26 protein-coding genes are annotated in these 24,696 nt (G+C 67.3%); 9 read left to right on the forward strand and 17 right to left on the reverse strand.

The genetic code is table 11. The features are described from left to right. The 9 genes from fabZ to pyrH form a co-directional block, all read right to left on the reverse strand. Positions 1–456, reverse strand: a complete 456-nt coding sequence (fabZ, locus tag Q8O26_RS04355; protein WP_305573844.1) for a 3-hydroxyacyl-ACP dehydratase FabZ — start codon at positions 454–456, stop codon at positions 1–3. 2 nt (positions 457–458) lie between these two features. Continuing rightward, positions 459–1,517, reverse strand: a complete 1,059-nt coding sequence (gene lpxD, locus Q8O26_RS04360; protein ID WP_305573846.1) for a UDP-3-O-(3-hydroxymyristoyl)glucosamine N-acyltransferase — start codon at positions 1,515–1,517, stop codon at positions 459–461. A 48-nt stretch (positions 1,518–1,565) separates the two neighbouring features. After that, positions 1,566–4,085: an outer membrane protein assembly factor BamA gene (gene bamA, locus Q8O26_RS04365; RefSeq protein ID WP_305573848.1), complete on the reverse strand. Its 2,520-nt coding sequence runs from the start codon at positions 4,083–4,085 to the stop codon at positions 1,566–1,568. A 214-nt stretch (positions 4,086–4,299) separates the two neighbouring features. Further along, a complete protein-coding gene (gene rseP, locus Q8O26_RS04370; RefSeq protein WP_305573850.1) occupies positions 4,300–5,442 on the reverse strand; it encodes an RIP metalloprotease RseP in 1,143 nt (380 codons plus the stop codon). Between the two features lie 55 nt (positions 5,443–5,497). Further along, on the reverse strand, positions 5,498–6,667 hold the full coding sequence (gene dxr / locus Q8O26_RS04375) for a 1-deoxy-D-xylulose-5-phosphate reductoisomerase (protein ID WP_305573852.1): 1,170 nt from the start codon (positions 6,665–6,667) through the stop codon (positions 5,498–5,500). A 5-nt stretch (positions 6,668–6,672) separates the two neighbouring features. After that, the gene (locus Q8O26_RS04380) at positions 6,673–7,521 is read right to left on the reverse strand and encodes a phosphatidate cytidylyltransferase (RefSeq protein WP_305573854.1); all 849 of its coding nucleotides are present in this window, start codon (positions 7,519–7,521) and stop codon (positions 6,673–6,675) included. A gap of 2 nt (positions 7,522–7,523) precedes the next feature. Continuing rightward, entirely contained in the window at positions 7,524–8,291 is a 768-nt protein-coding gene (locus tag Q8O26_RS04385; protein WP_305573957.1) for an isoprenyl transferase, read from the reverse strand. 20 nt (positions 8,292–8,311) lie between these two features. Further along, complete coding sequence (gene frr, locus Q8O26_RS04390; RefSeq protein WP_305573856.1) at positions 8,312–8,878, reverse strand: ribosome recycling factor; 567 nt, start codon at positions 8,876–8,878, stop codon at positions 8,312–8,314. A gap of 56 nt (positions 8,879–8,934) precedes the next feature. After that, positions 8,935–9,651 carry a UMP kinase gene (pyrH, locus tag Q8O26_RS04395; RefSeq protein WP_305573857.1) on the reverse strand — a complete coding sequence of 239 codons (717 nt, stop codon included), beginning with the start codon at positions 9,649–9,651 and terminating at the stop codon, positions 8,935–8,937. 278 nt (positions 9,652–9,929) lie between these two features. On the opposite strand from pyrH, the gene Q8O26_RS04400 reads away from it, so the two are divergent. Next, positions 9,930–10,544 carry a 2-hydroxychromene-2-carboxylate isomerase gene (locus Q8O26_RS04400; protein WP_305573859.1) on the forward strand — a complete coding sequence of 205 codons (615 nt, stop codon included), beginning with the start codon at positions 9,930–9,932 and terminating at the stop codon, positions 10,542–10,544. Positions 10,545–10,611: 67 nt separating this feature from the next. Here Q8O26_RS04400 and tsf read toward each other — a convergent pair whose 3' ends face one another. From tsf to Q8O26_RS04415, 3 genes are all read right to left on the reverse strand, one after another. Then, positions 10,612–11,535: a translation elongation factor Ts gene (gene tsf / locus Q8O26_RS04405; protein ID WP_305573861.1), complete on the reverse strand. Its 924-nt coding sequence runs from the start codon at positions 11,533–11,535 to the stop codon at positions 10,612–10,614. Positions 11,536–11,670: 135 nt separating this feature from the next. After that, entirely contained in the window at positions 11,671–12,669 is a 999-nt protein-coding gene (locus Q8O26_RS04410; protein WP_305573863.1) for a 30S ribosomal protein S2, read from the reverse strand. A gap of 150 nt (positions 12,670–12,819) precedes the next feature. After that, complete coding sequence (locus Q8O26_RS04415) at positions 12,820–13,470, reverse strand: HAD hydrolase-like protein (RefSeq protein WP_305573865.1); 651 nt, start codon at positions 13,468–13,470, stop codon at positions 12,820–12,822. A gap of 127 nt (positions 13,471–13,597) precedes the next feature. Between Q8O26_RS04415 and Q8O26_RS04420 the strand changes: the two genes are divergently transcribed. The 5 genes from Q8O26_RS04420 (at position 13,598) to Q8O26_RS04440 (ending at position 17,210) form a co-directional block, all read left to right on the forward strand. Then, positions 13,598–14,134, forward strand: coding sequence for an MOSC domain-containing protein (locus tag Q8O26_RS04420; RefSeq protein ID WP_305573867.1), 537 nt, complete (start codon positions 13,598–13,600; stop codon positions 14,132–14,134). Positions 14,135–14,212: 78 nt separating this feature from the next. Beyond that, positions 14,213–15,004 carry an SDR family NAD(P)-dependent oxidoreductase gene (locus Q8O26_RS04425; protein WP_305573868.1) on the forward strand — a complete coding sequence of 264 codons (792 nt, stop codon included), beginning with the start codon at positions 14,213–14,215 and terminating at the stop codon, positions 15,002–15,004. After that, on the forward strand, positions 15,001–15,984 hold the full coding sequence (locus Q8O26_RS04430; protein ID WP_305573870.1) for a small ribosomal subunit Rsm22 family protein: 984 nt from the start codon (positions 15,001–15,003) through the stop codon (positions 15,982–15,984). Before Q8O26_RS04425 ends, Q8O26_RS04430 begins: the two co-directional genes overlap by 4 nt. Further along, entirely contained in the window at positions 15,981–16,235 is a 255-nt protein-coding gene (locus tag Q8O26_RS04435; protein WP_305573873.1) for a cysteine rich repeat-containing protein, read from the forward strand. Before Q8O26_RS04430 ends, Q8O26_RS04435 begins: the two co-directional genes overlap by 4 nt. A gap of 81 nt (positions 16,236–16,316) precedes the next feature. Continuing rightward, positions 16,317–17,210 (forward strand): DMT family transporter, encoded by an 894-nt coding sequence (locus tag Q8O26_RS04440; RefSeq protein WP_305573875.1) that lies wholly within the window; start codon positions 16,317–16,319, stop codon positions 17,208–17,210. Here the strand turns inward: Q8O26_RS04440 and Q8O26_RS04445 are convergent. From Q8O26_RS04445 to Q8O26_RS04455, 3 genes are all read right to left on the reverse strand, one after another. After that, positions 17,197–18,288 (reverse strand): 5-(carboxyamino)imidazole ribonucleotide synthase, encoded by a 1,092-nt coding sequence (locus Q8O26_RS04445; RefSeq protein ID WP_305573877.1) that lies wholly within the window; start codon positions 18,286–18,288, stop codon positions 17,197–17,199. The genes Q8O26_RS04440 and Q8O26_RS04445 overlap by 14 nt on opposite strands. After that, on the reverse strand, positions 18,275–18,784 hold the full coding sequence (gene purE / locus Q8O26_RS04450; RefSeq protein WP_305573879.1) for a 5-(carboxyamino)imidazole ribonucleotide mutase: 510 nt from the start codon (positions 18,782–18,784) through the stop codon (positions 18,275–18,277). Before purE ends, Q8O26_RS04445 begins: the two co-directional genes overlap by 14 nt. Positions 18,785–18,918: 134 nt before the next feature. After that, positions 18,919–19,131 (reverse strand): YdcH family protein, encoded by a 213-nt coding sequence (locus Q8O26_RS04455; RefSeq protein ID WP_305573881.1) that lies wholly within the window; start codon positions 19,129–19,131, stop codon positions 18,919–18,921. Positions 19,132–19,367: 236 nt separating this feature from the next. On the opposite strand from Q8O26_RS04455, the gene Q8O26_RS04460 reads away from it, so the two are divergent. Next, entirely contained in the window at positions 19,368–19,550 is a 183-nt protein-coding gene (locus Q8O26_RS04460; RefSeq protein ID WP_305573883.1) for a YdcH family protein, read from the forward strand. A 97-nt stretch (positions 19,551–19,647) separates the two neighbouring features. On the opposite strand, the gene Q8O26_RS04465 is transcribed toward Q8O26_RS04460, so the two are convergent. Then, complete coding sequence (locus tag Q8O26_RS04465) at positions 19,648–20,199, reverse strand: cytochrome b (protein WP_305573885.1); 552 nt, start codon at positions 20,197–20,199, stop codon at positions 19,648–19,650. 286 nt (positions 20,200–20,485) lie between these two features. Between Q8O26_RS04465 and ribA the strand changes: the two genes are divergently transcribed. Together ribA and Q8O26_RS04475 are read left to right on the forward strand one after the other, a co-directional pair. After that, the gene (gene ribA, locus Q8O26_RS04470) at positions 20,486–21,607 is read left to right on the forward strand and encodes a GTP cyclohydrolase II RibA (RefSeq protein WP_305573887.1); all 1,122 of its coding nucleotides are present in this window, start codon (positions 20,486–20,488) and stop codon (positions 21,605–21,607) included. Positions 21,608–21,669: 62 nt separating this feature from the next. After that, on the forward strand, positions 21,670–23,937 hold the full coding sequence (locus Q8O26_RS04475) for a hypothetical protein (protein WP_305573889.1): 2,268 nt from the start codon (positions 21,670–21,672) through the stop codon (positions 23,935–23,937). Here the strand turns inward: Q8O26_RS04475 and Q8O26_RS04480 are convergent. Continuing rightward, positions 23,924–24,691 (reverse strand): LamB/YcsF family protein, encoded by a 768-nt coding sequence (locus tag Q8O26_RS04480; protein ID WP_305573891.1) that lies wholly within the window; start codon positions 24,689–24,691, stop codon positions 23,924–23,926. The genes Q8O26_RS04475 and Q8O26_RS04480 overlap by 14 nt on opposite strands. Positions 24,692–24,696 lie beyond the last annotated feature (5 nt).

Raw genomic sequence — 24,696 nt, forward strand, 5'->3', positions numbered from 1 at the left:
TCAGGCGTCCGCCAGCATGGCCGACAGTTCGGCCTCCGCGACCAGTTTGCCGTCAACATGGGCCTCGCCGCGGTAGAACCAGATGTTACGCTTCCTGGCGATCTTCGTCATGTGATACTCGATCCGGTCTCCGGGGATCACCGGCTTGCGGAACTTGGCCTTGTCGATGGTCATGAAGAAGACGAGCTTGCCCGTGCCGCCGACCGAGGTCAGCGCCATGACGCCGCCGGTCTGGGCCATGCCCTCGATCATCAGCACGCCCGGCATGATCGGATTGCCTGGAAAATGGCCCATGAACTGCGGCTCGTTGGCCGTCACGTTCTTGATGCCGATGCCGAATTCGTCGGCGCGGATGTCGACGATCTTGTCGATGAGCAGAAACGGATAGCGGTGCGGCAACACGCTCAGGATCTTCTGGATGCCGGCCGTGTCGATGCTGGTCGTCGTCCCGTTCATCGTCAGGAAGCCCCCTCGTCCTTGTCCGCCGGCTTTGCCCGCGCCAACCGCTCCACCGCGGCGATCTCCCGGAACCAGTCGCGCACTGGCTTTGCCGGCCGGCCGCCCCAACGCGCGCCGTCGGGCACATCATCCTTGACGATCGATGTCGCGGCAATCTGCGCGCCGTGACCGACCGTGACGTGATTGTTGACGCCGACCTGGCCGCCCAGCATGACGAAATCACCGAGCCGCGCCGAACCGGAAATGCCGACCTGGCTGACGATGACACAGTGACGCCCGATCTCGACGTTGTGGGCGATCTGCACGAGGTTGTCGATCTTTGTGCCTTCGCCGATCACCGTATCGAGCACATGGCCGCGATCGACCGTCGTGTTGGCGCCGATCTCGACGTCATCCTGGATGATGACCCGGCCGATCTGCGGCACCTTGGCGTGCTTCATGCGGCCGAGTTCGAAGCCAAAACCGTCCTGGCCGATCCGAACGCCGGCATGGAGGATCACCCGGTTGCCGACCAGCGCGTGAACCAGCGAGACATGCGGGCCGATGGCGCAATCGCGTCCGACGCGGACGCCTGGCCCGACGACACAGCCAGCGGCGAGAATGGTTCCCGAGCCGACCTCGGCCTGCTGCCCGACGACGACGCCCGGGTCGACGACGACACCGGGTTCGAGCCGGGCGGAGGGATGGATCATCGCACCCGGTGAAACGCCCGTCGCGCCGAACAGCGACTGCGGACGCAGCGCCTGCGGGAAGAGCCTGCGCGACACCGAGACGAAGGCCGCGTGCGGATGCGGCACGACGATGGCCACGACCCCATCAGGCACAAGATGGCTCTGGCGCGCCGAAACGAGGCAAGCAGCCGCGCGCGTCGCCGCGAGCTGGTCGGCATATTTCGGATTGTCGAGGAATGACAGGCTGTCCGGTGAGGCATTGGAGAGGGCCGCAACCCGGCGAATGGCGCGCTCGCCATCGCCGCCGGCCCACTCGGCCTTCAGAAAAGCCGCGACCGAGGCGACGGTCATCGCCTCGGCCGGAACAAGGAACTGGGGATCCGTCATGATCATCCCGCCAAGGACCGCAGCGCCCCTGCAACGGGACGCTGACGGTCAGAAGCGCGTGCCGCCCGAGAAGCGGAAGGCCTGCGTCTGGTCGCCCCTCGCCTTGGAGAGGACGAAGGAATAGTCGAAGCGGATCGGGCCGAAGGGCGAGTTCCACAACAGGCCGACACCGACCGACGAGCGGATCTTGTGGGCGTCGGAGCCGTCAAGGGTGACGGGGAGATTCACGCCGCCGACACCCGTATTGAACGATCGGACCGAGTTGTAGCCCCAGACCGAACCGGCATCGGCATAGAGCGCGCCGCGCATGCCGAAGTCTCGCGGCAGGAAGGTGATCGGGAAGGTCACCTCGGCGGAAGCACCCCAATACATGGTGCCACCGATCGCGTCAGCATCCCGGTTGATACCCTGGGCCGCAGCTGCCTGCCGGATGGCGAAGTCACGCGGACCGATGCCCGCCGTCTGGAAGCCGCGGACGAGCTCGGGGCCCATGAAGAACTGGTCCACCGAGTCGAGACGACCGCCCAAACCAGCGATATGACCGCCCTGGACGCGGAGCATACCGACCCAGTCATTGGTCAGGTCGTGATAATAGCGCGCGTCGCCGATCGTGCGGACGAACCGCGCATTGCCGCCGACGCCCGCCACGTCCTGCCGCAGCTCGGCGAAGAGGCCCTGAGTCGGATTTGTGGCCCGATCGAGGTTCGAGTAGATCAGCGAATAGCCGACCATGGAGATGAAGCGCGTCCGGTTGTTGATCGCGCGCAGAGCCGCCGAGACTTCGCCATCCCGAAGACAGCTGTAAGGAGTGCCCGTATTCACAGCGGTCGGCAGACCATTCGCGTCGGTGAACTGAGGCGTTCCGGCACCACGTCCCGCCGTGCGGGGATCCGTCGCCTCGAAGAACTGGCCGTCGGCATAGCGGCTGAGCTGGCCGCCATAGCCGGTGAAGCAGTTCAGCTGGTCATCGCGCATCGAAATCCGCTGCGACACGGCGCTGTAGCGCAGCTGCATAGCGAACTGTTCGGTGATCGGAATGCCGAGGCGCAGCGTTCCGCCGTAGGAGGTAGACTCGAACGGCTGGAAGGTGGCGCGGCTGGTGTGCCGGTAGAACAGGTCGAAGCCACCGGACAGACGGTAGTCCATCAGGAAGGGCTCGGTGAAGGAGAAGTTGATGCCACGCGAACGCTGGCCATACATGCCGCCGAGGCGGACGAACTGACCGCGGCCGAGGAAGTTGCGCTCCTCGACGGAGGCCTCGGCGATGAAGCCGTCCGCCGTAGAAAAGCCACCCGCGATGGAGAAGGCACCCGTCGGCTGATCCTGGACCTCGACATTGACGATGACGCGGTCGGCGGCCGAGCCCGGCTCGGTGGTGATCTTCACTTCCTTGAAGAACCCGAGGTTCCTCAGGCGGCGCTCGGCGCGGTCGACCAGAACGCGGTTGTAGGCATCGCCCTCCGCCATGTCGAATTCGCGACGGATGACACGGTCCTGGGTGCGGGTGTTGCCGCGCACGTTGATGCGCTCGACATAGACCCGCGGGCCCTCCTCGACGACGTAGACAAGGTTGACGGTCAGCGTCGAAGGATCGCGCTCGCCGCGCGGGCGCACGGCGGCGAAGGCATAGCCGCGACGCGCGACCTCAAGGGTCACGTCTTCCAGCGACTTGTCGACGAGCTCGACGTTGTAGACAGCGCCGGGCGCCGTTTTCACCGCGCCGCGCAGCGTCGCGCCGTCGACGTCACGGATGTTCGACTGCACGTCGACCGTTCCGATGCGGTACTGCGGGCCTTCCTCGATCTCGATGTAGACCGTGAAGGTATTGGACGCCTGATCGAAGTCGGCACGGGCCGAGAGCACACGCATGTCGACGTAACCGGACCGCAAATAGAGGCGGCGGATGGCCTCCTGGTCGGCATTGAGCCGGTCGGCGTCGTAGACGTCGTTCGACTTCAGCCAAGACAGGATGCCGCTCTCCGACGTGGACATCACGTCGAGCAGGCGCTGGCGGCCGAAGGCGTTGTTGCCGACGAAATTGATGGCGCGGACACCGGCCTTACGGCCTTCGGTGATCTCGAAGATGAGGTCGATGCGGCCGTTCGGCTGCTCGATGGTCTTCGGAACGATCTCGACCTCTTGACGGCCGGTGCGGCGATAGACGTCATAAAGCCGCTGGGTGTCCGACTGGACCGTGGCGCGGGAGAAGGTGCCGCGGGCCCGCGACTCGATCTCACCCTGCAGCTGCTCGGTCTTCAGGCGGCGGTTGCCCTCGAAGGCGACGCGGTTGATGACTTCGTTCTCGGCGACCTGGACGACGAGTCGTCCACCCTGTCGGCTCACGCGCACGTCGCGAAACAGACCGGTCGCGTACATGGCCTTGATGGCCTCGTCGACGCGGGCGGCGGAGAGCGACTCACCCGGACCGGTGCGGAAATAGGAGCGCACCGTATCGGCCTCGATGCGCCGGTTGCCCTGGACGACGATGGCCCCTGCGGACTGGGCATATACCTCTGTCGAGAGCACCATGCCCGCCGTCGTGGCCATCACCACGCCAACTGCGGTCATCGTCCCTGCGATCACGACCGTTCGGACCGTCCGAGCGAAAGAAGTCATGAAGCACGCGCCTGTCTGTTAGGTATGTCGGTTTCACGCGAACGCGAACCACCCGTGGATTCAGCCCGGGCGACACGCTTGTAACCGGTTTGTCCGGGAGTGCAAACCGCACCACCCGCCCTCGGCCCGTTTTTCGAAATCCGTTGCTGGATCGCCACGCCTGCCATCAGCCGACGAGCCCCCGGATATCGTTCCAGGTGGCGAAGATCATCAGCATCAAAACCAGCGCCAAACCGAAGCGAAACGCCATTTCCTGGGCGCCTTCGCTCATCGGACGGCCGCGCACGGCCTCGATCGCGTAGAACACCAGATGGCCGCCGTCGAGCATCGGAATGGGGAAGAGATTGAGCAGGCCTATGGACACCGAGATAAGCGCGGCGAGGCTCAGGAGCGCAACGAATCCGATCTGCGCGGCCTCTCCCGACACCTGGGCGATTCTGATGGGACCGCCGAGCTGGTCGGCGCTCTGCGTGCCCATGATGACCCCGCCGAGATAGGCGAAGGTGCGGTCGACCACGAACCAGGTTTCCTTCATGCCCATCCAGGTGGCGGTGAAGGGGTCGTAGCGGCGGATCTGGGTATCCCCCGCCTGGTTCGAGCGCGAAATGCCGAGGCGGCCGATGCGGTGGGTGCCGCCGAAGCGGTCCTTGAACTCGTAGACCGTCGGAACGGCGGTCAGGTCGACCTCACGGCCGTCGCGTTCGACCTTGATCGAAAGGGTTTCGCCGGCACTGGCGCCGACGATCCGCTGCATGTCGGAGAAGCTCTCGATCGCCCGGCCGCCGATGGAGACGACCACATCGCCTGGCTGGAAACCGGCCTTCGCCGCAGCGCTGTCGGCCACGATGGTCTCGACGCGCGGCTGCGTGATAGGCTTGCCGAAGACGGTGAACACCACCGCGAAGATGACGATCGCGAGGATGAAATTGGCGATCGGGCCGGCCGCGACGATGGCGGCCCGCTGGGCCGTGGTCTTGTGGAAGAAGCTCTCCGAGCGTTGCGCTTCGGTCATCCCCGAGGCCGTCTCGAAATCAGGTTTTGAGGCTGCGTCGGCATCGCCGTAGAACTTGACATAACCGCCGAGCGGGATGGCGCAGAATTTCCAGCGCGTGCCATGGCGGTCGTTGAATCCGACGAGTTCACGGCCGAAACCGACGGAGAACACCTCGACGCGCACGCCGTTGCGGCGCGCGACCCAGAAGTGCCCGAGCTCGTGGAAGAACACCACGACAGTCAGCACGAACAGAAACGGAATGATGGTCCAGAGCAGGGTCTGGCCCCATCCGCCCAGAGCGGAAACGACGTTCATTGCATTGTCCCATGGATACAAGCCCAGGAAATCCGAGACTCATACCCTCCCATAATCAAGATGCCGCAGCCGATGCGTTAAGCATAGTGGCCGCCGCTCGCTGTCGTGCGGCATGGTCAATCAACCATAAATCGTCCAATGTGGCCGGAGCGGGGCCGACCCCCTCCTCCTCCAGCACGCGCTCGACGATCCGAGCGATGTCCGCGAAGCCGATCCGGCGCGCGAGGAAGGCTTCGACCGCCACTTCGTTGGCCGCGTTGAGTACGGTCGGCGCCCTGCCCCCCGCCGTCATCGCCTCGATGGCCAAGCGGAGCGCGGGAAATCGCACCAGATCAGGTTCCTCGAAGGTGAGCGTCGCGATGGCCGCGAAATCGAGCCGCCGGGACGGTCCGTCGATCCGGTCGGGGAAGCCGAGGCAATGGGCGATGGGCACCCGCATGTCCGCCGCACCGAGCTGGGCGACGATCGAGCCGTCACGATATCCGACCATGCCGTGGACCACCTGCTGCGGGTGGATCAGCGCCCTGAGACGGTCAGGCGGCAGCGAGAACAGATGATGCGCCTCGATCAGCTCGAGGCCCTTGTTCATCAGGCCGGCGGAATCCACCGTGACCTTGGCGCCCATGGTGTAGTTCGGATGCTTGAGAGCGTCCTCCGGCCGTGCGGCGGCGATAGCCGCTGCGTCCCAGGTCCGGAACGGCCCGCCGGAAGCAGTGATCCAGACCGTTTCGACATCCTCCATGCGGGAGCCCGCAAGCGCCTGGAAGACGGCATTGTGCTCGGAATCGACCGGCAGCACCTGCACCCCCCTCGCCCGGGCCGAACCCATGACGAGCGCGCCCGCGGCGACGAGGCTTTCCTTATTAGCGAGCGCGACGGTCGTGCCCTGACCGATGGCGGCGAGCACCGGCTCGACCCCGGCCGCACCCGAGATCGCCGCAAGCACCATGTCCGCCGGCCTTGCCGCCGCGGCGGCGACAGCGGCCGGACCGGCACCGGTCTCGATCCCGGTTCCCGCCAGAGCCTCGCGCAAGGCCGGATAGGCCGCCTCGTCCGCGACTGCGGCAAAACGTGCACCGTGGTCACGGGCGATCCGGGCGAGACCCGCCGCATCGCCGTTCGCCGTCACCGCCTCGATCGGGAATCGGTGGCGATGCCGCGCCACGATGTCGAGGGCGCTGGTTCCAACCGAGCCCGTCGCGCCGAGAATCGTGAGCCTGCGCATCAACCTCACCACACCAGCAGGCCGGCTGCGGGATTGCCGACGCCGCCACGCATCAGGCCAAGTGTCGCAGCCGCCACGGCGGCGACGAGGAACCCGTCGAGTCGGTCCATGACCCCGCCATGGCCGGGGATGATCGATCCCGCGTCCTTGGCGGCGAAACGGCGCTTCACGAACGATTCGAACAGGTCACCGCCCTGGCTGAGAGCGGCGATCACCAAGGTGGTCAGCGCAAGGCCGAGACCGAGCTGCACGCCGGCCGTCTTCACCACGAGGAGGGCGATGGCCGTGCCGATGAGCGTACCGCCGATGAAGCCCGACCACGTCTTCTTCGGCGACATCTGCGGCCAGAGCTTCGGCCCGCCGATCGACCGACCGGCAAAATAGGCGGCGACATCGGTGCCCCAGACCACGGCGAAGAGCCAGAGGATGGCAACGAAGCCGAGATTGTTGTCGTCCCGAAGGATCGTCGGTCCCAGCACCACCGCGGCCGCATAAAGAAGACCGGCGATCGCCCAGCGCGAGCGCCCCTGCGGGCTGAGTGCCAGGGCGACGCCGGCACCGGCGCCGAGCGCGATCATCGCAAATCCCGGATTGAGGAAATAGCGCTCCAGGCCAAGAGCGACGGCCAGCGCGGCGAGTTCGCCGGCATAGAGTGCCATCGGTGCTCCCGGCAGAACGAGCCGGTTCCACTCCCACAGCACGAGCGCCGCACCACAGAGCCAGAACAGGGCGAAGGGCCAGTCGCCCAGCCAGGCGGTGAAGATCGCCGCCGGGACAAGAACGAGCGCTGAGAGAATCCGTTTCTTCAGATCGGGATCGGAAAAGGCGCCGGCGGGGCGTTGATCGGGCCGCATGTTCAGGCGCCGACGGCGCCGAGGCCGCCGTAGCGACGCTCGCGGCGACTGTACTCGACGAGCGCCTCCATCAGCGCCTCGCGACCATAATCGGGCCAGAGGATGGGCTGGAAGACGAGTTCAGCATAGGCTGACTGCCACATCAGGAAGTTCGACAGGCGCATCTCGCCGGAGGTCCGGATGACGAGGTCCGGATCCGGCACGCCTGCCGTGTTGAGGCGCGCCGCGATCGCCTCGGGGGTGATGCTGGCGGCACTGCGGTCCCCGCGCGCCACCTCCTCGGCCAGCGCACGGGCCGCCGCCGCGATCTCCTGGCGCGACCCGTAATTGAAGGCGACGATCAGTGTCTGCCGGGTGTTGGCCCGGGTCAGCGCCTCCGCCTCCGTCAGGAGCAGGCGAATGTCGGGCTCGAGATTGTCGCGATCGCCGGCGATGAGGACGCGAACGCCCGCCTCGTGCAGTTCCGCAAGATCGTTGCGGATGAAGCGCTTGAGCAGACCCATCAGGGCCGAGACCTCGGCCGGCGGCCGTGACCAGTTCTCGGACGAGAACGAATAGACCGTGACGATCTCGATGCCGATCTCGCGGGCAGCCCGAAGGGTGCGCCGGAGCGCGTCGACACCGCGCCGGTGGCCCTCGATACGCGGCAGTCCTCGCTGCTTCGCCCAGCGGCCGTTCCCGTCCATGATGATGGCGACATGGCGCGGCAGAGCCGCTGGCGCTGCGGTCGCAACGCCGTGTTCTGCGGCCAGGCCTTGTCGGTCCACCATGTTCATGTCCGTGTCCGCGCTCAGACCGTCATGATCTCTTTTTCCTTCTGTACGAGCAGCAGGTCGATCTCGGCGATGTGCTTGTCGGTTTCCTTCTGGACCTGGTCGGCGGCACGGGCATTGTCGTCCTCGCTCATCGAATGATCCTTCTCCTTCGCCTTCAGCACGTCCATCCCGTCACGACGGATATGGCGAACCGTGACGCGCGCGCCCTCGGCATATTTGTGAGCGACCTTGACCATGTCCTTGCGGCGATCCTGCGTCAGTTCCGGGATACGCAGGCGGATCACCTGGCCCTCGGTCTGTGGATTGAGGCCGAGGCTCGATTCGCGGATGGCTTTCTCGACCGGCCCGACCATGGCCCGGTCCCAGACCTGCACCGACAGGAGCCGCGGCTCGGGCACGCTCACCGTGGCGACCTGATTGATGTGCATCGACTGGCCGTAGGCCTCGACCTGAATCGGGTCGAGCAGGTTCGGCGAGGCGCGACCGGTACGGAGCGTCCCCAGTTCGTGCTTGAAGGATGCGATCGAGCTCTGCATGCGACGCGTGATGTCGGCAAGATCGAAGGTCGGGGACGCGGCCATGGGGTACGCCTCTTGGAGATTGCGCGGAGATATCCGCGGGAATGACGATTGCGCGGTCAGACGGTGACCACGGTGCAGCGGCCCTCGCCCGCCAGCACCGACGCGACCGCGCCAGGAGCATCGAGGGAGAACACGATTATCGGAAGTCGGTTCTCCCGGGCAAGCGCGAAGGCGGCTGTGTCCATCACCTTGAGGTCGCGGGCGATCGCCTCGTCGGCGCTCAGCTGGTCGAAACGCACGGCGGTCGGGTCGCGCTTGGGATCGGCGGAATAGACGCCATCGACATTGGTGCCCTTCAGCACGACGTCGCAGCCGAGTTCGACCGCCCGCATGGTGGCGGTGGTATCCGTCGTCAGCAGCGGCACGCCGATGCCGCCGCCGAGCACGACGATCTTGCCGGCAGCCAGATGCGCGAGCGCATGGCGCACCGTGTAGACGTCCAGCGCCTCCGGCACGGGTTCCGCCGAGAGCGCGACAGCCGGATGGCCGAGGGCGCTGATCTGTCCGGCGAGCGCAATGGCGTTCATGACGGTCGCAAGGCGCCCGATCGCGTCGGCATCGACGCGGCTGAGGCCGATGCTGGCGATCTGCCGGCCGCGGAAGATGTTGCCGCCGCCGACGACCACCGCGATGTCAGTGCCCGCCTTCGCCGCGGCGATGAGGTCCTCGGCGATGTTCCGGACGGTCTTCGCGTCGAAACCGAAATCCTGATCGCCCGCCAGGGCCTCGCCGGACACTTTCACCAGCGCGCGCCTGTAGCGTGGCCCGGCCATATCGTTCCCCCGATTCGCAGTCGTCATGAGATCGTTGCGAAGGCCGGGTTTAGCGCAATGCCCGATCCGCGCAACCGTTCAGACGACGCGGCCGTGCCGAACGACCACCCGCCGCGTGACGATACCGCTTTGCGTCGTGCCGATACACGATCTAGGTTGGCTCCGCCATCACCTCGATATGCCAGCCCGGCGGCCCGCAGCCTACACACACACACATTCGACAAGCGGCGCCGCGTGGAACGATTGTTGTCGACGATGTCTCCAACGGCGAGGAGCCGATGCCGCGATCCGGGCCCCGCCTCGTCGAGTTCCACTTCGATTTTGGCAGCCCCAACGCCTATTTCGCCCACAAGGCCCTCGCCGGCCTCGCGACGCGCACCGGCGCCACGGTCCGTTATGTGCCGGTGCTGCTCGGCGGCATCTTCAAGGCGACCAACAACCGCTCCCCCTTCGAGGCCTTCGCAGGGGTGCGCAACAAGCTCGCCTATGAGCGGCTGGAAATCGCCCGGTTTATCGCGCGGCACGGTCTGACGCGCTTCAAGATGAACCCGTTCTTCCCCGTTAACACGCTCATGCTCATGCGCGGGGCGGTCGCCATGGACAAGCAGGGGCAGCTCGCACCCTATGCCGAGGCCGGCTTCCATCACATGTGGGAAGAGCCGAAGAAAATGGACGACCCCGCCGTCTTCAAGGCCGCGATGGACGCCTCCGGGTTCGATGGTGCCGCCCTCATCGAGGCGACCCAGGCGCCCGACGTCAAGGCCGGCCTCATCGGCAACACCGAGACCTCGGTCGGCCGCGGCGCCTTCGGCGTGCCGACCTTCTTCATCGGCCGCGATATGTATTTCGGCAAGGACCGGCTGAACGACGTCGAGGCGGTGCTGGCCGGCTGACAGGATCGCGCTCACGAAAAAAGGGGCGGTCGCCCGCCCCTTCCCTCGACGTCGATGGTCGACGCGATCAGGTCTTGACGCCGGCCTGCGCCGCGACTTCCGCAGCGAAATCGTTCTCGGCCTTCTCGATGCCTTCGCCGAGGGCGAAACGGGTGAAGGCGGTCAGCTTGATCGGCGCGCCGACCTTGCTCTCCATCTCCTTCAGGGCCTGGGCTACCGTCTTGCCACCGTCATGGATGTAGAGCTGCTCGAGGAGGCAGACCTCCTTGGCATAGGTCTTGATGCCCGACTCGACGATCTTGGCGATGACGTTCTCGGGCTTGCCGGCGTTCTTCTCGGCGAGGATCGCCTTCTCCCGGGCGACGACGGCCGGGTCGAGACCCTCCGCATCCAGCGCCAGCGGGTTCGCGGCGGCGACATGCATCGCGATCATGCGGCCGAGCGCGGCGAGCTCGTCCTTGCTGCCGGTCGATTCGAGCGCCACCAGAACGCCGATCTTGCCGAGACCCGGCTCAACCGCGTTGTGAATGTAGCTGCCGACGACGCCGTCCGACACGGACAGGACCGAGGCGCGGCGCAGCGTCATGTTCTCGCCGATCGTCGCGACCGCCGAAGCGATGGCGTCCGCGACCGTGCCGCCGGCGGGGAAAGGCGCGGCAAGGATGGCGTCCACGTCGTTGCCGGTCTTCAGCGCCACTTCGGCGATGGACTTCACCAGGCCCTGGAACTGATCGTTGCGGGCGACGAAGTCGGTCTCCGAATTGACCTCGACCACGGCGGCCTTCGCGCCGGCCGTGACGATGCCGACGAGGCCCTCCGCGGCGACGCGGCCGGCCTTCTTGGCGGCCTTCGACAGACCCTTCTTGCGCAACAGGTCGACCGCAGCCTCGATGTCGCCGGCGGTCTCGTTCAGCGCGGACTTGCAGTCCATCATGCCTGCGCCGGTCATCTCGCGCAGTTCCTTGACCATCTGGGCGGTGATGTTCGCCATGGGTCCGTCCTCGAATTCAGTCTGGTTGGGAAGGGAAACGGCCGGCCCGCGGGAGCGAGCCGGCCGGAACTCAGAACCGATCTCCGCTCGACACGAATTTCGTGTCGGGCGGATGACGCCGGCTGACGGCCTGGATCAGGCGGCCTCGGCCTCGACCAGCGACTTGGCCTGGTCGATCCAGCCCTGGACGCGGCCCGGAAGGCCGACGCTGTCGCCGATCTCGGCGGCATCGACCGGGGTGAAGCCGGCGACCTGCCAGTAGTGGAAGATGCCGAGGTTGTTGAGCTGCTTCTCGATCTCCGGCGACACGCCGGTGAGCTTGATGAGCTCGTCCGCCGGGCCGCGGGGGCCGGCGAGACGCTCGACACCGGAGGGCGCTGCGGCCTCCGGCATATCCTCGACCAGCGGCTTCTCGGAAGCGCCGATATCCATGCCCGACGAACCCTGCGCGCGGCCGATGCCGTCGATGGCGGCGCGGGCGATCAGGTCGCAATAGAGCGAGATGGCGCGGCCGGCGTCGTCGTTGCCCGGGATCGGATAGGTGATGCCGTCCGGATCGCAGTTGGTGTCGACGATGGCGACGACCGGAATGCCGAGGCGCTTGGCCTCGAGGATGGCGATCGCCTCCTTGTTGGTGTCGATCACGAACATCAGGTCGGGCACGCCGCCCATGTCCTTGATGCCGCCGAGGGCGCGCTCGAGCTTGTCCTTCTCGCGGGCGAGGGTCAGCGCTTCCTTCTTGGTGTAGCCGGCGCCGCCCGAACCGAGAGCCTCGTCCAGCTTGCGCAGACGCGAGATCGAACCCGACACCGTCTTCCAGTTGGTCATCGTGCCGCCGAGCCAGCGCGAGTTCACGTAGTACTGCGCGCACTGCTTGGCACCGGCAGCGATGCCGTCCTGGGCCTGGCGCTTGGTGCCGACGAACAGCACGCGGCCGCCCTTGGCGACCGTATCGGACACGGCGACCAGCGCGCGATGGAGCATCGGCACGGTCTGGGCGAGGTCGAGGATGTGGATGTTGTTGCGGACGCCGAAGATGTACTGATTCATCTTCGGGTTCCAGCGGTGGGCCTGATGGCCAAAGTGGCAGCCAGCTTCCAAAAGCTGACGCATGCTGAAATCGGGCAGCGCCATGGTCTTCTCCGGTTGTGCCTCCGCGGACTATGGCCGACCCCGAATGGGATCTGTCACCACCGGAGCGGCAATGGACAATCGTCCTCAGCCGCGGGTCCGCGTGTGGAATGGGCCGGGCACTACACGATCCGACTGGTGAGTGCAAGGCGCTTAGGGCGCCAGACCGGCCACCAGCGCCGGCAAATCTTCCGGGCTCTGGCAGATCGCGGTCGCTCCCGCCTCCGTCAGTTCGGCAATCCCGCCGTAACCCCAGGCGACGCCGACGGTTGCGATGCCGTGGCGCCGGGCAGCGTGGATGTCATGCATCCGGTCGCCGATCATCACGGTGCGGGCGGGATCGATCCCCTGTTCGGCGATGATCTTGGCGATGATGTCGGCCTTGTCATCGAGGCTGCCGTCGAGAGCCGCCCCATAGACCCGCGCGAAATGCGGCGCATAGCCGAAGCGCTCGATGGTCGGGACCGCATAGGGCTCGGGCTTGGCCGTGCAGACGAACATGTGCTCGCAGGTCGCCCCGATGAGGGCGACTGCATCCATCATGCCGGGATAGAGCGTCAGGTCGTACATGCCGCCGGCCCGATAATGGACGCGGTAGCGCTCGACCGCCGCTTCCGGGTCACTCCCAGGCCCCATCACCTTCGGAAAGGACAGGCGCAGCGCCGGCCCGATGATCCAGCCGAGTTCGGCGAAGGGCGGCGGCACATGGCCGAGATCGACCAGGGCCTGGCGGAAGGAACCGATGATGCCGGGGGCGGGATCAGTGAGGGTTCCGTCGAGGTCGAAGAGAACGGTCTGGGGCATCGGGCCTGAATAGGGCCGCCGCTCCGGCCCGTCCATGGCCGCTGCCGTACGGCTCGTTTCTCCCGCAGGCAGGTGACAGGCACCGGGCATCCGGGCAGAAGGTGCCATTCCCGTTCGGAGCCATGACATGGGCCTGGTCATTTCCGTCAGCCTCGACCGCCGGCACCGGTTTTCCAAGGCCGCCGCAGACGAGATCACGCTGATCGCCGGTGAAGGCGTGGCAGGCGACGCCCATTGCGGCGTCACGGTCAAGCATCGCTCGCGGGCGCGCTTCAACCCGACACTACCCAACCTGCGTCAGGTTCATATGATCCAGGCCGAACTGTTCGACGAACTGGCCACCAAGGGTTTCGTGGTCGGCCCCGCCGAGCTCGGTGAGAACATCACGACGTCGGGCATCGATCTTCTCGCCCTGCCCACTGGCGCCCGCCTCGCCATTGGCGATGCGGTCGTCGAGATCACCGGCCTGCGCAATCCCTGCATCCAGATGGACAGGTTCCAGGACGGGCTGATGCAGGCGACGCTCGACCGCGATGCGAAAGGCGGCCTCGTCCGCAAGGCCGGCATCATGGGCATCGTCTTGACGGGCGGCAGGATCCGGCCGGGCGATGCCGTCGCGGTGACCCTGCCCGAAGGCCCGCACCGCCCGCTGCAGAAGGTATGAGCCCGGCGCCCCGACCCCTCCCCCCGCCAGAGCTTCTGGTCTAGAACCACTTCGAACAGGTTTTGCAGGGGGATCACCATGGGCGCACTGGACGGCAAGGTTGCGATCGTCACGGGAGCCGCACGCGGCATTGGCAAGGCCATCGCCGAGCGTTTCATCGCGGAAGGCGCGAGCGTCGTGCTGTCCGACATCGCCGAGGAGGCCGGGCGCGCCACAACGGCGGAACTCGCCACGAAGGGCAAGGCGGTCTTCGTCGCGGCCGATGTCGGTGACGCCGCTTCCGTTGCCGGCCTCGTCGACGGCGCGCGCAAGGCATTCACCGGAGACATCGACGTTCTCGTCAACAATGCCGGCATCGTCCACAGCGCCGAGTTCCTCGATCTCGCCGAGGCCGATTTCGACAAGGTGCTGCGGGTGAACCTGAAGGGCTCCTTCCTCGTCGGACAGGCGGTCGCCCGCCGAATGGTCGAGCAGGTCAAGGCCGGTAAGACGCCGGGGACGATCGTCAACATTAGCTCGGTCAATGCCCGGCTCGCCATCGTCAACCAGATCCCCTACTGCGTCTCCAAGGGTGGCGTCGGCCAGCTGACCAATGTCATGGCGCTCGGGCTCTCCGAGCACGGCATCCGCGTCAACGCCATCGGTCCCGGCTCCATCGCCACCGAGATGCTGGCGAGCGTCAACACCGACAAGGCCGCCCGTCACCGGCTGTTCTCGCGCACACCGCTACGCCGTCTCGGCGAACCCGACGAGATCGCCAAGGCGGCGGTTTTCCTCGCCTCCGACGCGTCGAGCTATGTGACCGGCCAGACCCTCTACGTCGACGGCGGCCGGCTCGGGCTCAACTACACGGTGCCGGTGCAGGATTGAGCGCCGATCTGCCGCCGGCCCTGCGCGCGGCGCTCGACAGGCTCGCCGGCCGCTTCGGCGGACGCGACCTCGCCGCCGCCAGCCGGCGCCTCACCGAGGATTACCGCGCCGGCCGCGGCTCGCGACTGCCGGCCCCCGTCGATCTCGCCGCCTACGCCATCGCCCGCATGCCGGCCACCTACGCGGCCTGCGCGGCGGTCCTGGAGGAGGCGGCAGCGCGTGTCGACCTGGCGCCGCGCTCGCTGCTCGATGTCGGCTGCGGACCGGGCACCGCCACCTGGGCCGCCGCGGAGACCTTTCCGGGTCTGGTCGAAGCCGCGATGCGCGACGCCCATGCCGGCATGATCGCGCTCGGCCGCGACCTCGCGACCGAGGGACCGGCCCTGCTGGCGGGAGCCGACTGGAAGACCGGGCGGCTGGAAGCGGTCGTGCCGGCCTCGGCCGATCTCGTCGTCGCGAGCTACGCCCTCAACGAACTGAAACCCGCCGAGGTGGCGGGCACCGCGCGGGCGCTCTATGCCGCCGCGAGCGGCGTCCTCGTCCTGGTCGAGCCCGGCACCCCCGCCGGCTTCGCCGTCATCGCCGCCGCCCGTATCGCGCTGATCGCCGCCGGGGCCCGCGTCGCCGCCCCCTGCCCCGGCGCAGCGACCTGCCCGGTCGCGGCGCCGGACTGGTGCCACTTCTCGGCGCGACTGCCGCGGCTGCGCGCCCACAAGGCCGCAAAGTCGGCCGACGTCCCCTTCGAGGACGAACGCTATGCCTATCTCGTCCTGGCACGGCCGTATCTGCGGATCGACGCCGCGCCGGCGCGGATCCTGCGGCCTCCCCATGCCGACAAGGCGGGAACCTCTTTCACCCTCTGTACGAGCACCGGCCTGACGCAGCGCGTAGTCGCCAGCCGTGATCGCGACGCCCATCGCTTGACGCGGCGCCTCGGCTGGGGCGACGCTTTTCCATCTGAATCGCCGGAGCCACCATGACCCGCAGACCCTTCATCGCCGTCGCCCTCGTCATCGCCGCCGCCGTTACCCCGCTTCCGGCGCTCGGCCAGAACGAGAACCTGTCGTTTTCGCAGCGCATGGGAATCTACCGGGCCTGCAAGGCCGACCTCGACAGCAAATGTCCGAGCGCCGGCACCGATTCGGCGCAGGTGTCGGCCTGCCTGCGCACCAACCAGGCACAGCTCTCGACCCCCTGCGTCGCGGCGATCCGGCAGGCGGGCCTGCGCTGACACGGGCACCGCTGCCCTGCAGCCCTTGCGATTGACCAGCCGCCGCCGCAGGCCCGATAGCGATGGATCGGGAGTGCTACGATGATCGTCATGCCCTGGCTCTGGGCCGTCTTCACGGTCATCGCCGCCGCCGCCCAGACCGCGCGGAACGCCCTGCAGCGCAGCCTCACCGAGCGCCTGGGCACGATCGGCGCCACCCATGTGCGCTTTCTCTACGGCTTTCCCTTCGCGCTGATCTTTCTTTCCGGCGTCCACCTCGCCGTGCCGGCCCGCGCGCCAGACATTTCCGTCGCCTTCCTGGTCTGGACGACGGTCGGTGCGATGGCGCAGATCGGCGCGACGGCCCTGATGCTCGCAGCGATGCGGGAGCGCTCCTTCGTCGTCACGACGGCCTATACCAAAACCGAACCTGTCATCGTCGCGCTGTTCGGCGTGGTCCTGCTCGGCGACCACCTCACCGGTTGGGCCTGGACCGCGATCCTTATCGCCACCTCCGGCATCATCCTCATGTCCTGGAAGCCGGGCACCGAGCAGTCGCTGCGGCCAGCCGTCCTCGGCGTCGTTTCCGCGGCGCTTTTCGGTCTCGCATCGGTCGGCTTTCGCGGCGCCATCCGCACGCTCGATACAGAGAGCTTCGTCCTCGCCGCCACGACGACCCTCGCCTGGAGCCTGGCGATCCAGACAGCGGTCCTCACCGCCTATCTCGCCCTCGCCGACAGGCCAGGCCTGATGGCGATCTTCCGTGCCTGGCGGCCCTCGCTCGCGGCGGGCTTCCTCGGCGCCTTTGCCTCGCAGTTTTGGTTCCTGGCCTTTGCGCTGGAAACGGTCGCCAAGGTCCGGACTCTCGCCCTGGTCGAGGTGCTCTTCGCCGGCATCGTCTCGGGAGCGATCATCAAACAGGCGACCAGCCCGCGCGAGGGGCTGGCGATCGCGCTCATTGTCGTGGGCGTCGCCGTGCTGCTCAGCCTTGGCTGAGAGGCGACAGGCGGGTCAGGTGGCCCATCTTCCGGCCCTCACGCTGGTCGCGCTTGCCATAGAGATGCAGCACCGTGCCCTCCTCGGCGGCATGCCGCCGCCAGTCCTTGACGCCGGCACCGATGAGATTCTGCATCACCGCATCCGAGTGCCGCCGCGTCGAGCCGAGCGGCAGGCCGGCGACCGCCCGCATGTGGTTCTCGAACTGCGAACAGTGGCAAGCGGCCTCGGTCCAGTGACCTGAATTGTGGACGCGCGGCGCCATCTCGTTCAGCAGCAGCTGTCCATCGCGCGTGACGAAGAGTTCCACCGCCAGCACGCCGACATAGTCGAGTTTTTCGGCGAGGACCGTGCCCATCAGGGCAGCCCGCGCCCCGAGCGACACGTCGATGGCGGCCGGCACGGTCGAGGTGCGGAGGATACCGCTGCGGTGGACGTTTTCGACCGGGTCATAATGGCGGATTTCGCCGCCGACGCCGCGAACGACGAGCACCGAGATCTCGCGCTCGAAGGGCACGAAAGCCTCGAGAATGGCCGGCTGGTTGCCGATGGTCGCGAGGGCGCGGGCCGGATCATCGCCGGCGCGGATGACGACCTGCCCCTTGCCGTCATAGCCGAAGCGCCGCGTCTTCAGCACGGCGGGTCGGCCGATCGTCTCGAGAGCGCGGACGAGATCCTCGACCGAATCGACAGCGACAAAGTCGGGGACCGCGAGCCCACAATCGCGCGCGAAGGTCTTCTCGGTTATCCGGTCCTGCGACACCGTCAGCGCCATGGGGCCGGGTCGCACCGGCAGCCGGCTCGCCAGGAAATCAGCCGCCCGGGCCGGCACGTTTTCGAATTCATAGGTGACGATGTCGACATCCTCGGCGAAGCGCGCCAGCGCGCTCTCGTCGGAATAGTCGGCCTCGGTGATCCGCCGCACCACGTCGAAGGCCGGACTCTCCGGCTCGGGGGCAAACACCTGGCAGCGCAGGCCGAGCCGCGCCCCCGCCAGCGCCAGCATGCGGCCGAGCTGGCCGCCGCCGAGAATGCCGATGATCTGGTCGGGACCGACCGACCGGTCAGATGTCGTCACGGGGACGCTCCGCAATGGCCGCCGTCTGACGGGCGCGATAGGCGTCGAGCCGCTCTGCGAGGGCCGGATCGTTGAGGGCGAGGACCGCCGCGGCCAAAAGCGCCGCATTGATGGCACCGGGCTTGCCGATGGCGAGCGTGCCGACGGGAATGCCCCCCGGCATCTGCACGATGGAATGGAGCGAATCGACCCCTGACAGGGCCTTGCTCTCCACCGGCACGCCGAAGACGGGCAGCGGCGTCAGCGCCGCCGCCATGCCCGGCAGATGCGCCGCACCGCCGGCGCCGGCGATGATGATCTTGAAGCCGTTGTCACGCGCCGACCGGGCGAAATCGTAGAGCCTGTCGGGCGTGCGGTGGGCGGAGACGATGAGAGCCTCATGGCCGATGCCGAGACCGACGAGGATCTCGGCCGCATGGCGCATGGTCGCCCAGTCCGACTGGGAGCCCATGATGATAGCGACGGGCTTGTCCCCGCTCGCGGCCGTTTCCGGCATCGACGCCTCCCCCGCTCGTCGAGGATCGACGGCATTCCGAAAGAAGCGGCGGAGAATAGGCAGAGGTTGCCCCGGTAGCAAGACGCCGCACGACCCAATCTTCGCAACGGCGGAACGGCCTCGGGCGGATCGTTTCAGGCGATGATGTCGGGGGTCAGAAGATCGTCGAGGAAGGCGATCCGGTCACGCAGGATCAGCTTGCGTTTCTTCAGCCGCTGAATCTGCAGCCGGTCAGCCACCGGCATGCTCACCAGCGCGTCGATGGCCACGTCGAGATCCCGGTGTTCCTGCCGCAGCCTTTCGAGCTCAAGCAGCGCCTCGCGCTCGTCGATGTCGTTGGATGCCATTGCGATACCAGAGACTGTGCCGGATCCGAGAGGCGACCCGCGCCGCCGACAGTATGCCGCTGCGGCCACGCCTTGGGCAAGGCGCCGCTTGCCCCAGCCTGCCCTTTACGGCCGACAGTTGCCGTAACATTCCGTGATTTTACTTTGCCGCATACAGGTCCACACTCCGTTCCAGTCCGATGCGTTTCGGACCTCGTCCGAGGCCATCAGGACTCTTCGTTCAAAGGAGGACTTTGATGAGCTTGCAGTCGCACCTCGCGGAACTCGAAAAGCGTCATGAGGCACTCGATCGGCAATTGAGCCAGATCGTCGCCCGCCCATCCTCACAGGATGAAGAGATTGCGGAGCTCAAGCGGCGCAAGCTGCAGCTGAAGGACCAGATCGAGCGCCTGAGAGCGAACCGTTCCAGCCTCCACTAGAACCGGCGCAATCGCCGCCCCGACATTGCCATTCAGAACGTTCGAGACTGCCGGCTCCCTGTTGGATGCCGGCAGTTTCCGTTTTGCGGGGAAGCCGTCAGGGCCACATGCGCCTGAAGACGCCATCCCTGATGACAACGAGATGCATCAGCGCCGCCCCGATATGGGCGAAAACGAGGAGCGTCATCAGCACAGCGCCGCCGAAATGGAACCGATAGATCACCGAGCATGTCGCCGGCTGGCCGGAGATCGGCAGGGTCACCGGGATGGTCCAGAACAGGTTGACCGGGCCGTAGCACATCGACGTGGCGACCCAGCCGGCGAGGGGCACGAAAAAGATAAGGACGTAGAGCAGATGATGGGTGGCCGCCGAGGCGATGCGCTGGAACTTCGTCAGGGTTGGCACCGGTGCCGGAGTTCCCTGCGTAACCTTCAGCGCCACGCGCGCCACCGCCAGGAGGAGGACGATCAGCCCGAAGGACTTGTGCCATTCGTAGAGCGCGTTCTTGACCTCCGGGTTGGCGCCGGGATTGGGCGGAAAGGGGATGCTGGTCATGTAGACGCCGACCGGCACCAGCCCGATGATCAGGGCCGCGGTCGCCCAGTGGACGATCCTGTGGGGCGTCGAATAGACTTCCGCCTGCGACATGGCTGCCATCCCTCCATTGCGTCTCGACCGTGATGATGGGCGGGGTATCCGGCGGAATGCAAGAGGGCCGCCCGCCGGCCCAAGAACCGCGATGAGACGCCTTCGTCGTTGCGCGGCGATGACGGCGGCGCCGGATGACGGTTGTGCCGATTGATGTCACGATGCGCGGTAACTCTTTTTTCGCTGCGCCTGATCCAAAACCGGGACAGAAACCATACATGCAGTACAAGTCGCCGGCTGGACGTCCAACCGGCATCTGCCAGGGGCATGAAAGGCCTTTCTGTCGATGGAAACTTCCGGAATTCTCGGCACCAAGGCCGATATCGTCCGGGCCCAGGTCGAACGGGCCATTTCCGAATTGCGGGCCTCACGCCCCGTCCTGATCCATGGTTCCGGGCGCACGGTGCTCGCCTTCGGTGTCGACGGCATCGACCATGCCGCGGCAGGGGCGGCAGCCGCCCTCAGCCCGACCATGGCACATCTGCTTCTGCCGGCCGCGCGTCTGCGCCGGCTCGGTCTCGAACGCGCCATGCCGGCGCGTGTGGCGCTGCCGAAGATCGACGCGGCCCGGATCGAAGCCCTCGCACTGACGATCGAAGCCCGTATCGATGCGCCGGTCTCGCCCGTCGACGATCTCGATGAGGCGGCGCTCGAACTGGCGCGGCTCGCACTGATCGTGCCCGCCGTCGTCATGGTGCCGCTGGCCGCCGGCAGCGATGCCCCCCTGCATGTCCTTGCGGTGGATGCCTCCGCAATCGGCGATTTCCGCAAGCTGGAAGCGCGCCTGATCCGCATCGTCGGCCGTGCGCCGGTGCCGCTCGAAGGCGCGCCCGACACGGAATTCGTCGTCTTCCGCGGCGGCGAGGGTCTGCGCGACCAGGTCGCCATCGTTATCGGCAAACCCAACCCGGCCCAGCCCGTGCCGGTGCGCCTGCACTCGGCCTGCCTGACCGGCGACCTCTTCGGCTCGCTGAAGTGCGATTGCGGCGACCAGCTGCGCGATACCGTGGAATGGATGGCGAACAACGGCGGCGGCGTGCTGCTCTATCTCGATCAGGAAGGCCGCGGCAACGGCATCGCCAACAAGATGCGTGCCTATCGGTTGCAATCGCTCGGCTGGGATACATACGACGCCGACGAGGTGCTCGGCTTCGATCTCGACCAGCGCCGCTTCGATTTCGCTGCCGAGATGCTGAAGCAACTTGGGATCACCTCGATCGACGTGATGACCAACAATCCCGTCAAGATCGCCGCCATGGCGGCGGCTGGTATCGAGGTGCGTTCCGAGCGCCGTGTCATTGGTCGCGCCACCGACGAGAATGTGCGCTACCTGACGTCGAAGCGTGACCGCGCCGGCCACGCCATCGATGCCGATGCGCTGCTTGCGAGCCTCGCCGCCCGCAAATAGCGGCTATGGCGGGGAGAGCCGGGCTAGGCTAAGACGGCGGCAGGTCGAACCCGGCGCCGCCCATGCAGTCTCAGAACCCCGTGCCGTTCCGCCTCTCGCTGGCGCTGGGGCTCTTCGCCCTCGGCTGGTTCATCCTCGCGGCGCCCTGGCTCCTCGGCCAGGTGACCATTCCCTGGGACGCCAAGGCCCACTGGTACCCTCACCTCGTCTTCGCAGCGCGGTCGCTCCATGTGGCCGCTTCGCCGGCCTGGACGCCGAATATCTTCGCGGGGTCGCCGGAAATCGCCGATCCGCAATCGGTGCTGTTCTCGGCACCGCTCCTGGCGCTCGCCGTGCTCACCGCAAAGCCCAGCCTGACGGCCATGGACTGGGCCGTTTTCGCCATGCTCTTCGCCGGCGGCACCGGCGTCCTTCTCCTGTTCCGGGATCGCGGCTGGCATTGGGGCGGCGGCCTCGTCGCCGCCCTCGCCTTCGCCTTCGGCGCTGCGGCGAGCTGGCGCATCCAGCACCTGTCGCAGGTCTTCTCGCTCTGCTGGTGGCCGATCGCGTGGTGGTGTCTCGCCCGCGCCCTGGACCGTCACTCCGTGCTCTACGGGATCGCGGCGGGACTGGCGGCGGCGCTGATGGTGCTCGGTCGCGACCAGGTGGCGCTGCTCTGCGCCTACCTGCTGGCCGCGACCGTTCTGGCCCACTGGGTCGCGGCAGAAAGGCCCTGGGTGAAAGTCGGGGCGACGCTCGGGCCGCTCACCGCCGCGACCCTGGCTGGTGCGCTGGTGGTCGCCGTTCCGGTCCTCATGTCGGCCCTGTGGGGCGCCGAATCCAACCGCATCGTCATCGACGAGATCGGCGCCGGTCGCGGCTCGCTCCATCCGGCCCATCTCCTCACCTGGATCGTCGGCAATCTCTATGGTGCCGCCGGCCCTCTCGCCGAGCACTGGGGTCCGCCGAGCCCGACCTGGGGTGAGACAGGCCTGTTCCTCGCTCGCAACATGGGCAATCTCTATGCAGGCGCCCTGCCCCTCATCCTCGTCCTCGGCCTCCTGCGCAGCGGCGCCCTGCTCGACCGCGACATCCGCTTCGTCACCGTCGCCCTGGTCGTCACGCTGCTCTATGCCCTCGGCTGGTACACGCCCGCCTTCAGCCTGTTCTGGCACCTGCCGGGTGTTGATCTCTTCCGGCGCCCGGCCGATGCGGCCTTCGTGATCGGCGGGCTCTTCGCCATCCTCGCCGGCTATGGCGCGCACCGGCTGCTGACGGGAACGCTCCGGACCGGCTGGCGCGTCGAGGCGCTGGTCGCGGCCGCCCTGGTGACGCTGGCCAGCGCGCTGATCGTCTCCAAGGGCGCGCCCCCCGCCGCGTGGACCAACCTCGCGATCGCCGCGGGAACGATCGCGCTGTCGCTGCTGGTCCTCGGGCTCGGCCGGCGCCTGACCGCGGCCGGACTGGCGATCCTCCTCGCGGCGGTGCTGGTGGCGGATCTGCGCCTCACCAACGGTCCGAGTGAATCCACCGCCCTGCCGCCCGCGAGCTATGCCGTGCTGGAGCCGGGCAGCACCGATCCCGCCCTTGCCCTGATCCGCTCCCTCACTGTCCGCGACGCGACGCGGCGCGACCGTGTCGAACTGATCGGCCTCGGCTACGAATGGCAAAACGCCGCCATGTCGCATGACTTCGAGGACGTCCTGGGCTTCAACCCCGTGCGTTCCGCCGCCTTCGCCAACCTGGTCGGCGCCGAGGACATCGCCGCGCTGCCGGGCCAGCGGCGCTTTCCGCCCGCCTTCCCGTCCTACCGGTCGGAACTCGCCGACATTCTCGGGCTGCGCTTCGTCGTCACGCGCGTGCCGCCCGGCGACATCGACCGGCGGCTCCCCGCCGATGCGCTGCCGCTCGTCGCCGAGGCCGGCGGCGTCCGCATCCATGAGAACACCCGCGCCCTGCCCCGCGTCTGGGTCGCGCCGACCGCCATGGAGACACCGCCCGATCTCGCCGTGGCCGGCTTCCCCTCGGGCCTCGATCCGCGCCGGACCGTTCTCGTTGAGGGCCCTGTCCCGCCGGTGCGGCAGGCCGGCGGCACGGCGCGCATCCTCGCCTATGGCAATACCGGCGTGACGGTCGAGACCACCACCGCCGACGGCGGCATCCTCGTCCTCGCCGATGCCTGGCACCCCTGGTGGAGCGCTCGGATCGACGGCCGCGACGTGCCCGTCCACCGCGCCTTCGGTGTCGTCCGCGCGGTAGAGGTGCCCGGTGGCACTGCGACCGTCACCTTCACCTTCGAGCCGCTGCGCGGCCTTCTGCGGCAGATCCAGGCCGGTTCTAGGCGGTCTTGAAAGGCCTGATGGCGATGCCGGCAGCCTCCAGCGTGTCGCGGACGGTGCGCGCCATGGCGACCGCGGCGGGATTGTCGCCATGGACGCAGATCGTGTCGATGCCGACCTTCAGCCGCTTGCCCGTGACGGTGACGACCTCCTGGTCCTCCACCATGCGCAGGACCCGGGTGGCGGCCAGCGCCGCATCGTGGATGACGGCGCCCTCCACCTTGCGGCTCGTCAGGTTGCCGCTGTCGTCATAGGTGCGGTCGGCGAAAACCTCGCGGGCCATCGGCAGGCCGAGCTTCTCGGCCGCCCTCTCGGTCGACAGTCCCGGCATGACGACGAAGACGAGCTTCGGATCGACCGCCTTGATGGCGCGGCCGACGGCCATCGCCATGTCATCGTCGTCATTACTCATATTGCCCAGGGCGCCGTGGGTCTTCACATGGGTGACCTGATGGCCGGCCATCACGGCGAGTGCCTGCATGGCGCCGACCTGGTAGGCGATCTGCTTCTCCAGATCGCCCATGCTGTCGCCGCGGATCACCCTCCGGCCGAAACCCCAGAGGTCGCCGAAGCCCGGATGCGCGCCGATGGAGACGCCCTTGGCCTTCGCGATCTCGGCGGTCCGATGCATGATGATGGGGTCGCCGGCATGCCAGCCGCAGGCGACATTGGCGGACGAAACGATCGAGAGCATCGCCTCGTCGTCACCCATCTTCCAGGGGCCGAAGCCCTCGCCCATATCCGAATTGAGATCGACGGCTGTCATGACGG

Source organism: Phreatobacter sp., assembly GCF_030691135.1.
Taxonomy (GTDB): Bacteria; Pseudomonadota; Alphaproteobacteria; order Rhizobiales; family Phreatobacteraceae; genus Phreatobacter.

Excerpts from the sequence above, each read along its gene's own strand:
- purE (WP_305573879.1), bottom strand. The coding sequence starts at position 18,784 with ATGCCGGAAACGGCCGCGAGCGGGGACAAGCCCGTCGCTATCATCATG.
- pyrH (WP_305573857.1), bottom strand. The coding sequence starts at position 9,651 with ATGGCCGGGCCACGCTACAGGCGCGCGCTGGTGAAAGTGTCCGGCGAG.
- Q8O26_RS04420 (WP_305573867.1), top strand. The coding sequence starts at position 13,598 with ATGGGCCTGGTCATTTCCGTCAGCCTCGACCGCCGGCACCGGTTTTCC.
- lpxD (WP_305573846.1), bottom strand. The coding sequence starts at position 1,517 with ATGACGGATCCCCAGTTCCTTGTTCCGGCCGAGGCGATGACCGTCGCC.
- Q8O26_RS04425 (WP_305573868.1), top strand. The coding sequence starts at position 14,213 with ATGGGCGCACTGGACGGCAAGGTTGCGATCGTCACGGGAGCCGCACGC.
- frr (WP_305573856.1), bottom strand. The coding sequence starts at position 8,878 with ATGGCCGCGTCCCCGACCTTCGATCTTGCCGACATCACGCGTCGCATG.
- Q8O26_RS04385 (WP_305573957.1), bottom strand. The coding sequence starts at position 8,291 with ATGGTGGACCGACAAGGCCTGGCCGCAGAACACGGCGTTGCGACCGCA.
- Q8O26_RS04410 (WP_305573863.1), bottom strand. The coding sequence starts at position 12,669 with ATGGCGCTGCCCGATTTCAGCATGCGTCAGCTTTTGGAAGCTGGCTGC.
- Q8O26_RS04480 (WP_305573891.1), bottom strand. The coding sequence starts at position 24,691 with ATGACAGCCGTCGATCTCAATTCGGATATGGGCGAGGGCTTCGGCCCC.
- Q8O26_RS04415 (WP_305573865.1), bottom strand. The coding sequence starts at position 13,470 with ATGCCCCAGACCGTTCTCTTCGACCTCGACGGAACCCTCACTGATCCC.
- rseP (WP_305573850.1), bottom strand. The coding sequence starts at position 5,442 with ATGAACGTCGTTTCCGCTCTGGGCGGATGGGGCCAGACCCTGCTCTGG.
- bamA (WP_305573848.1), bottom strand. The coding sequence starts at position 4,085 with ATGACCGCAGTTGGCGTGGTGATGGCCACGACGGCGGGCATGGTGCTC.
- ribA (WP_305573887.1), top strand. The coding sequence starts at position 20,486 with ATGGAAACTTCCGGAATTCTCGGCACCAAGGCCGATATCGTCCGGGCC.
- dxr (WP_305573852.1), bottom strand. The coding sequence starts at position 6,667 with ATGCGCAGGCTCACGATTCTCGGCGCGACGGGCTCGGTTGGAACCAGC.
- Q8O26_RS04435 (WP_305573873.1), top strand. The coding sequence starts at position 15,981 with ATGACCCGCAGACCCTTCATCGCCGTCGCCCTCGTCATCGCCGCCGCC.
- Q8O26_RS04455 (WP_305573881.1), bottom strand. The coding sequence starts at position 19,131 with ATGGCATCCAACGACATCGACGAGCGCGAGGCGCTGCTTGAGCTCGAA.
- tsf (WP_305573861.1), bottom strand. The coding sequence starts at position 11,535 with ATGGCGAACATCACCGCCCAGATGGTCAAGGAACTGCGCGAGATGACC.
- Q8O26_RS04460 (WP_305573883.1), top strand. The coding sequence starts at position 19,368 with ATGAGCTTGCAGTCGCACCTCGCGGAACTCGAAAAGCGTCATGAGGCA.
- Q8O26_RS04475 (WP_305573889.1), top strand. The coding sequence starts at position 21,670 with ATGCAGTCTCAGAACCCCGTGCCGTTCCGCCTCTCGCTGGCGCTGGGG.
- Q8O26_RS04380 (WP_305573854.1), bottom strand. The coding sequence starts at position 7,521 with ATGCGGCCCGATCAACGCCCCGCCGGCGCCTTTTCCGATCCCGATCTG.
- Q8O26_RS04400 (WP_305573859.1), top strand. The coding sequence starts at position 9,930 with ATGCCGCGATCCGGGCCCCGCCTCGTCGAGTTCCACTTCGATTTTGGC.
- Q8O26_RS04440 (WP_305573875.1), top strand. The coding sequence starts at position 16,317 with ATGATCGTCATGCCCTGGCTCTGGGCCGTCTTCACGGTCATCGCCGCC.
- Q8O26_RS04465 (WP_305573885.1), bottom strand. The coding sequence starts at position 20,199 with ATGTCGCAGGCGGAAGTCTATTCGACGCCCCACAGGATCGTCCACTGG.
- fabZ (WP_305573844.1), bottom strand. The coding sequence starts at position 456 with ATGAACGGGACGACGACCAGCATCGACACGGCCGGCATCCAGAAGATC.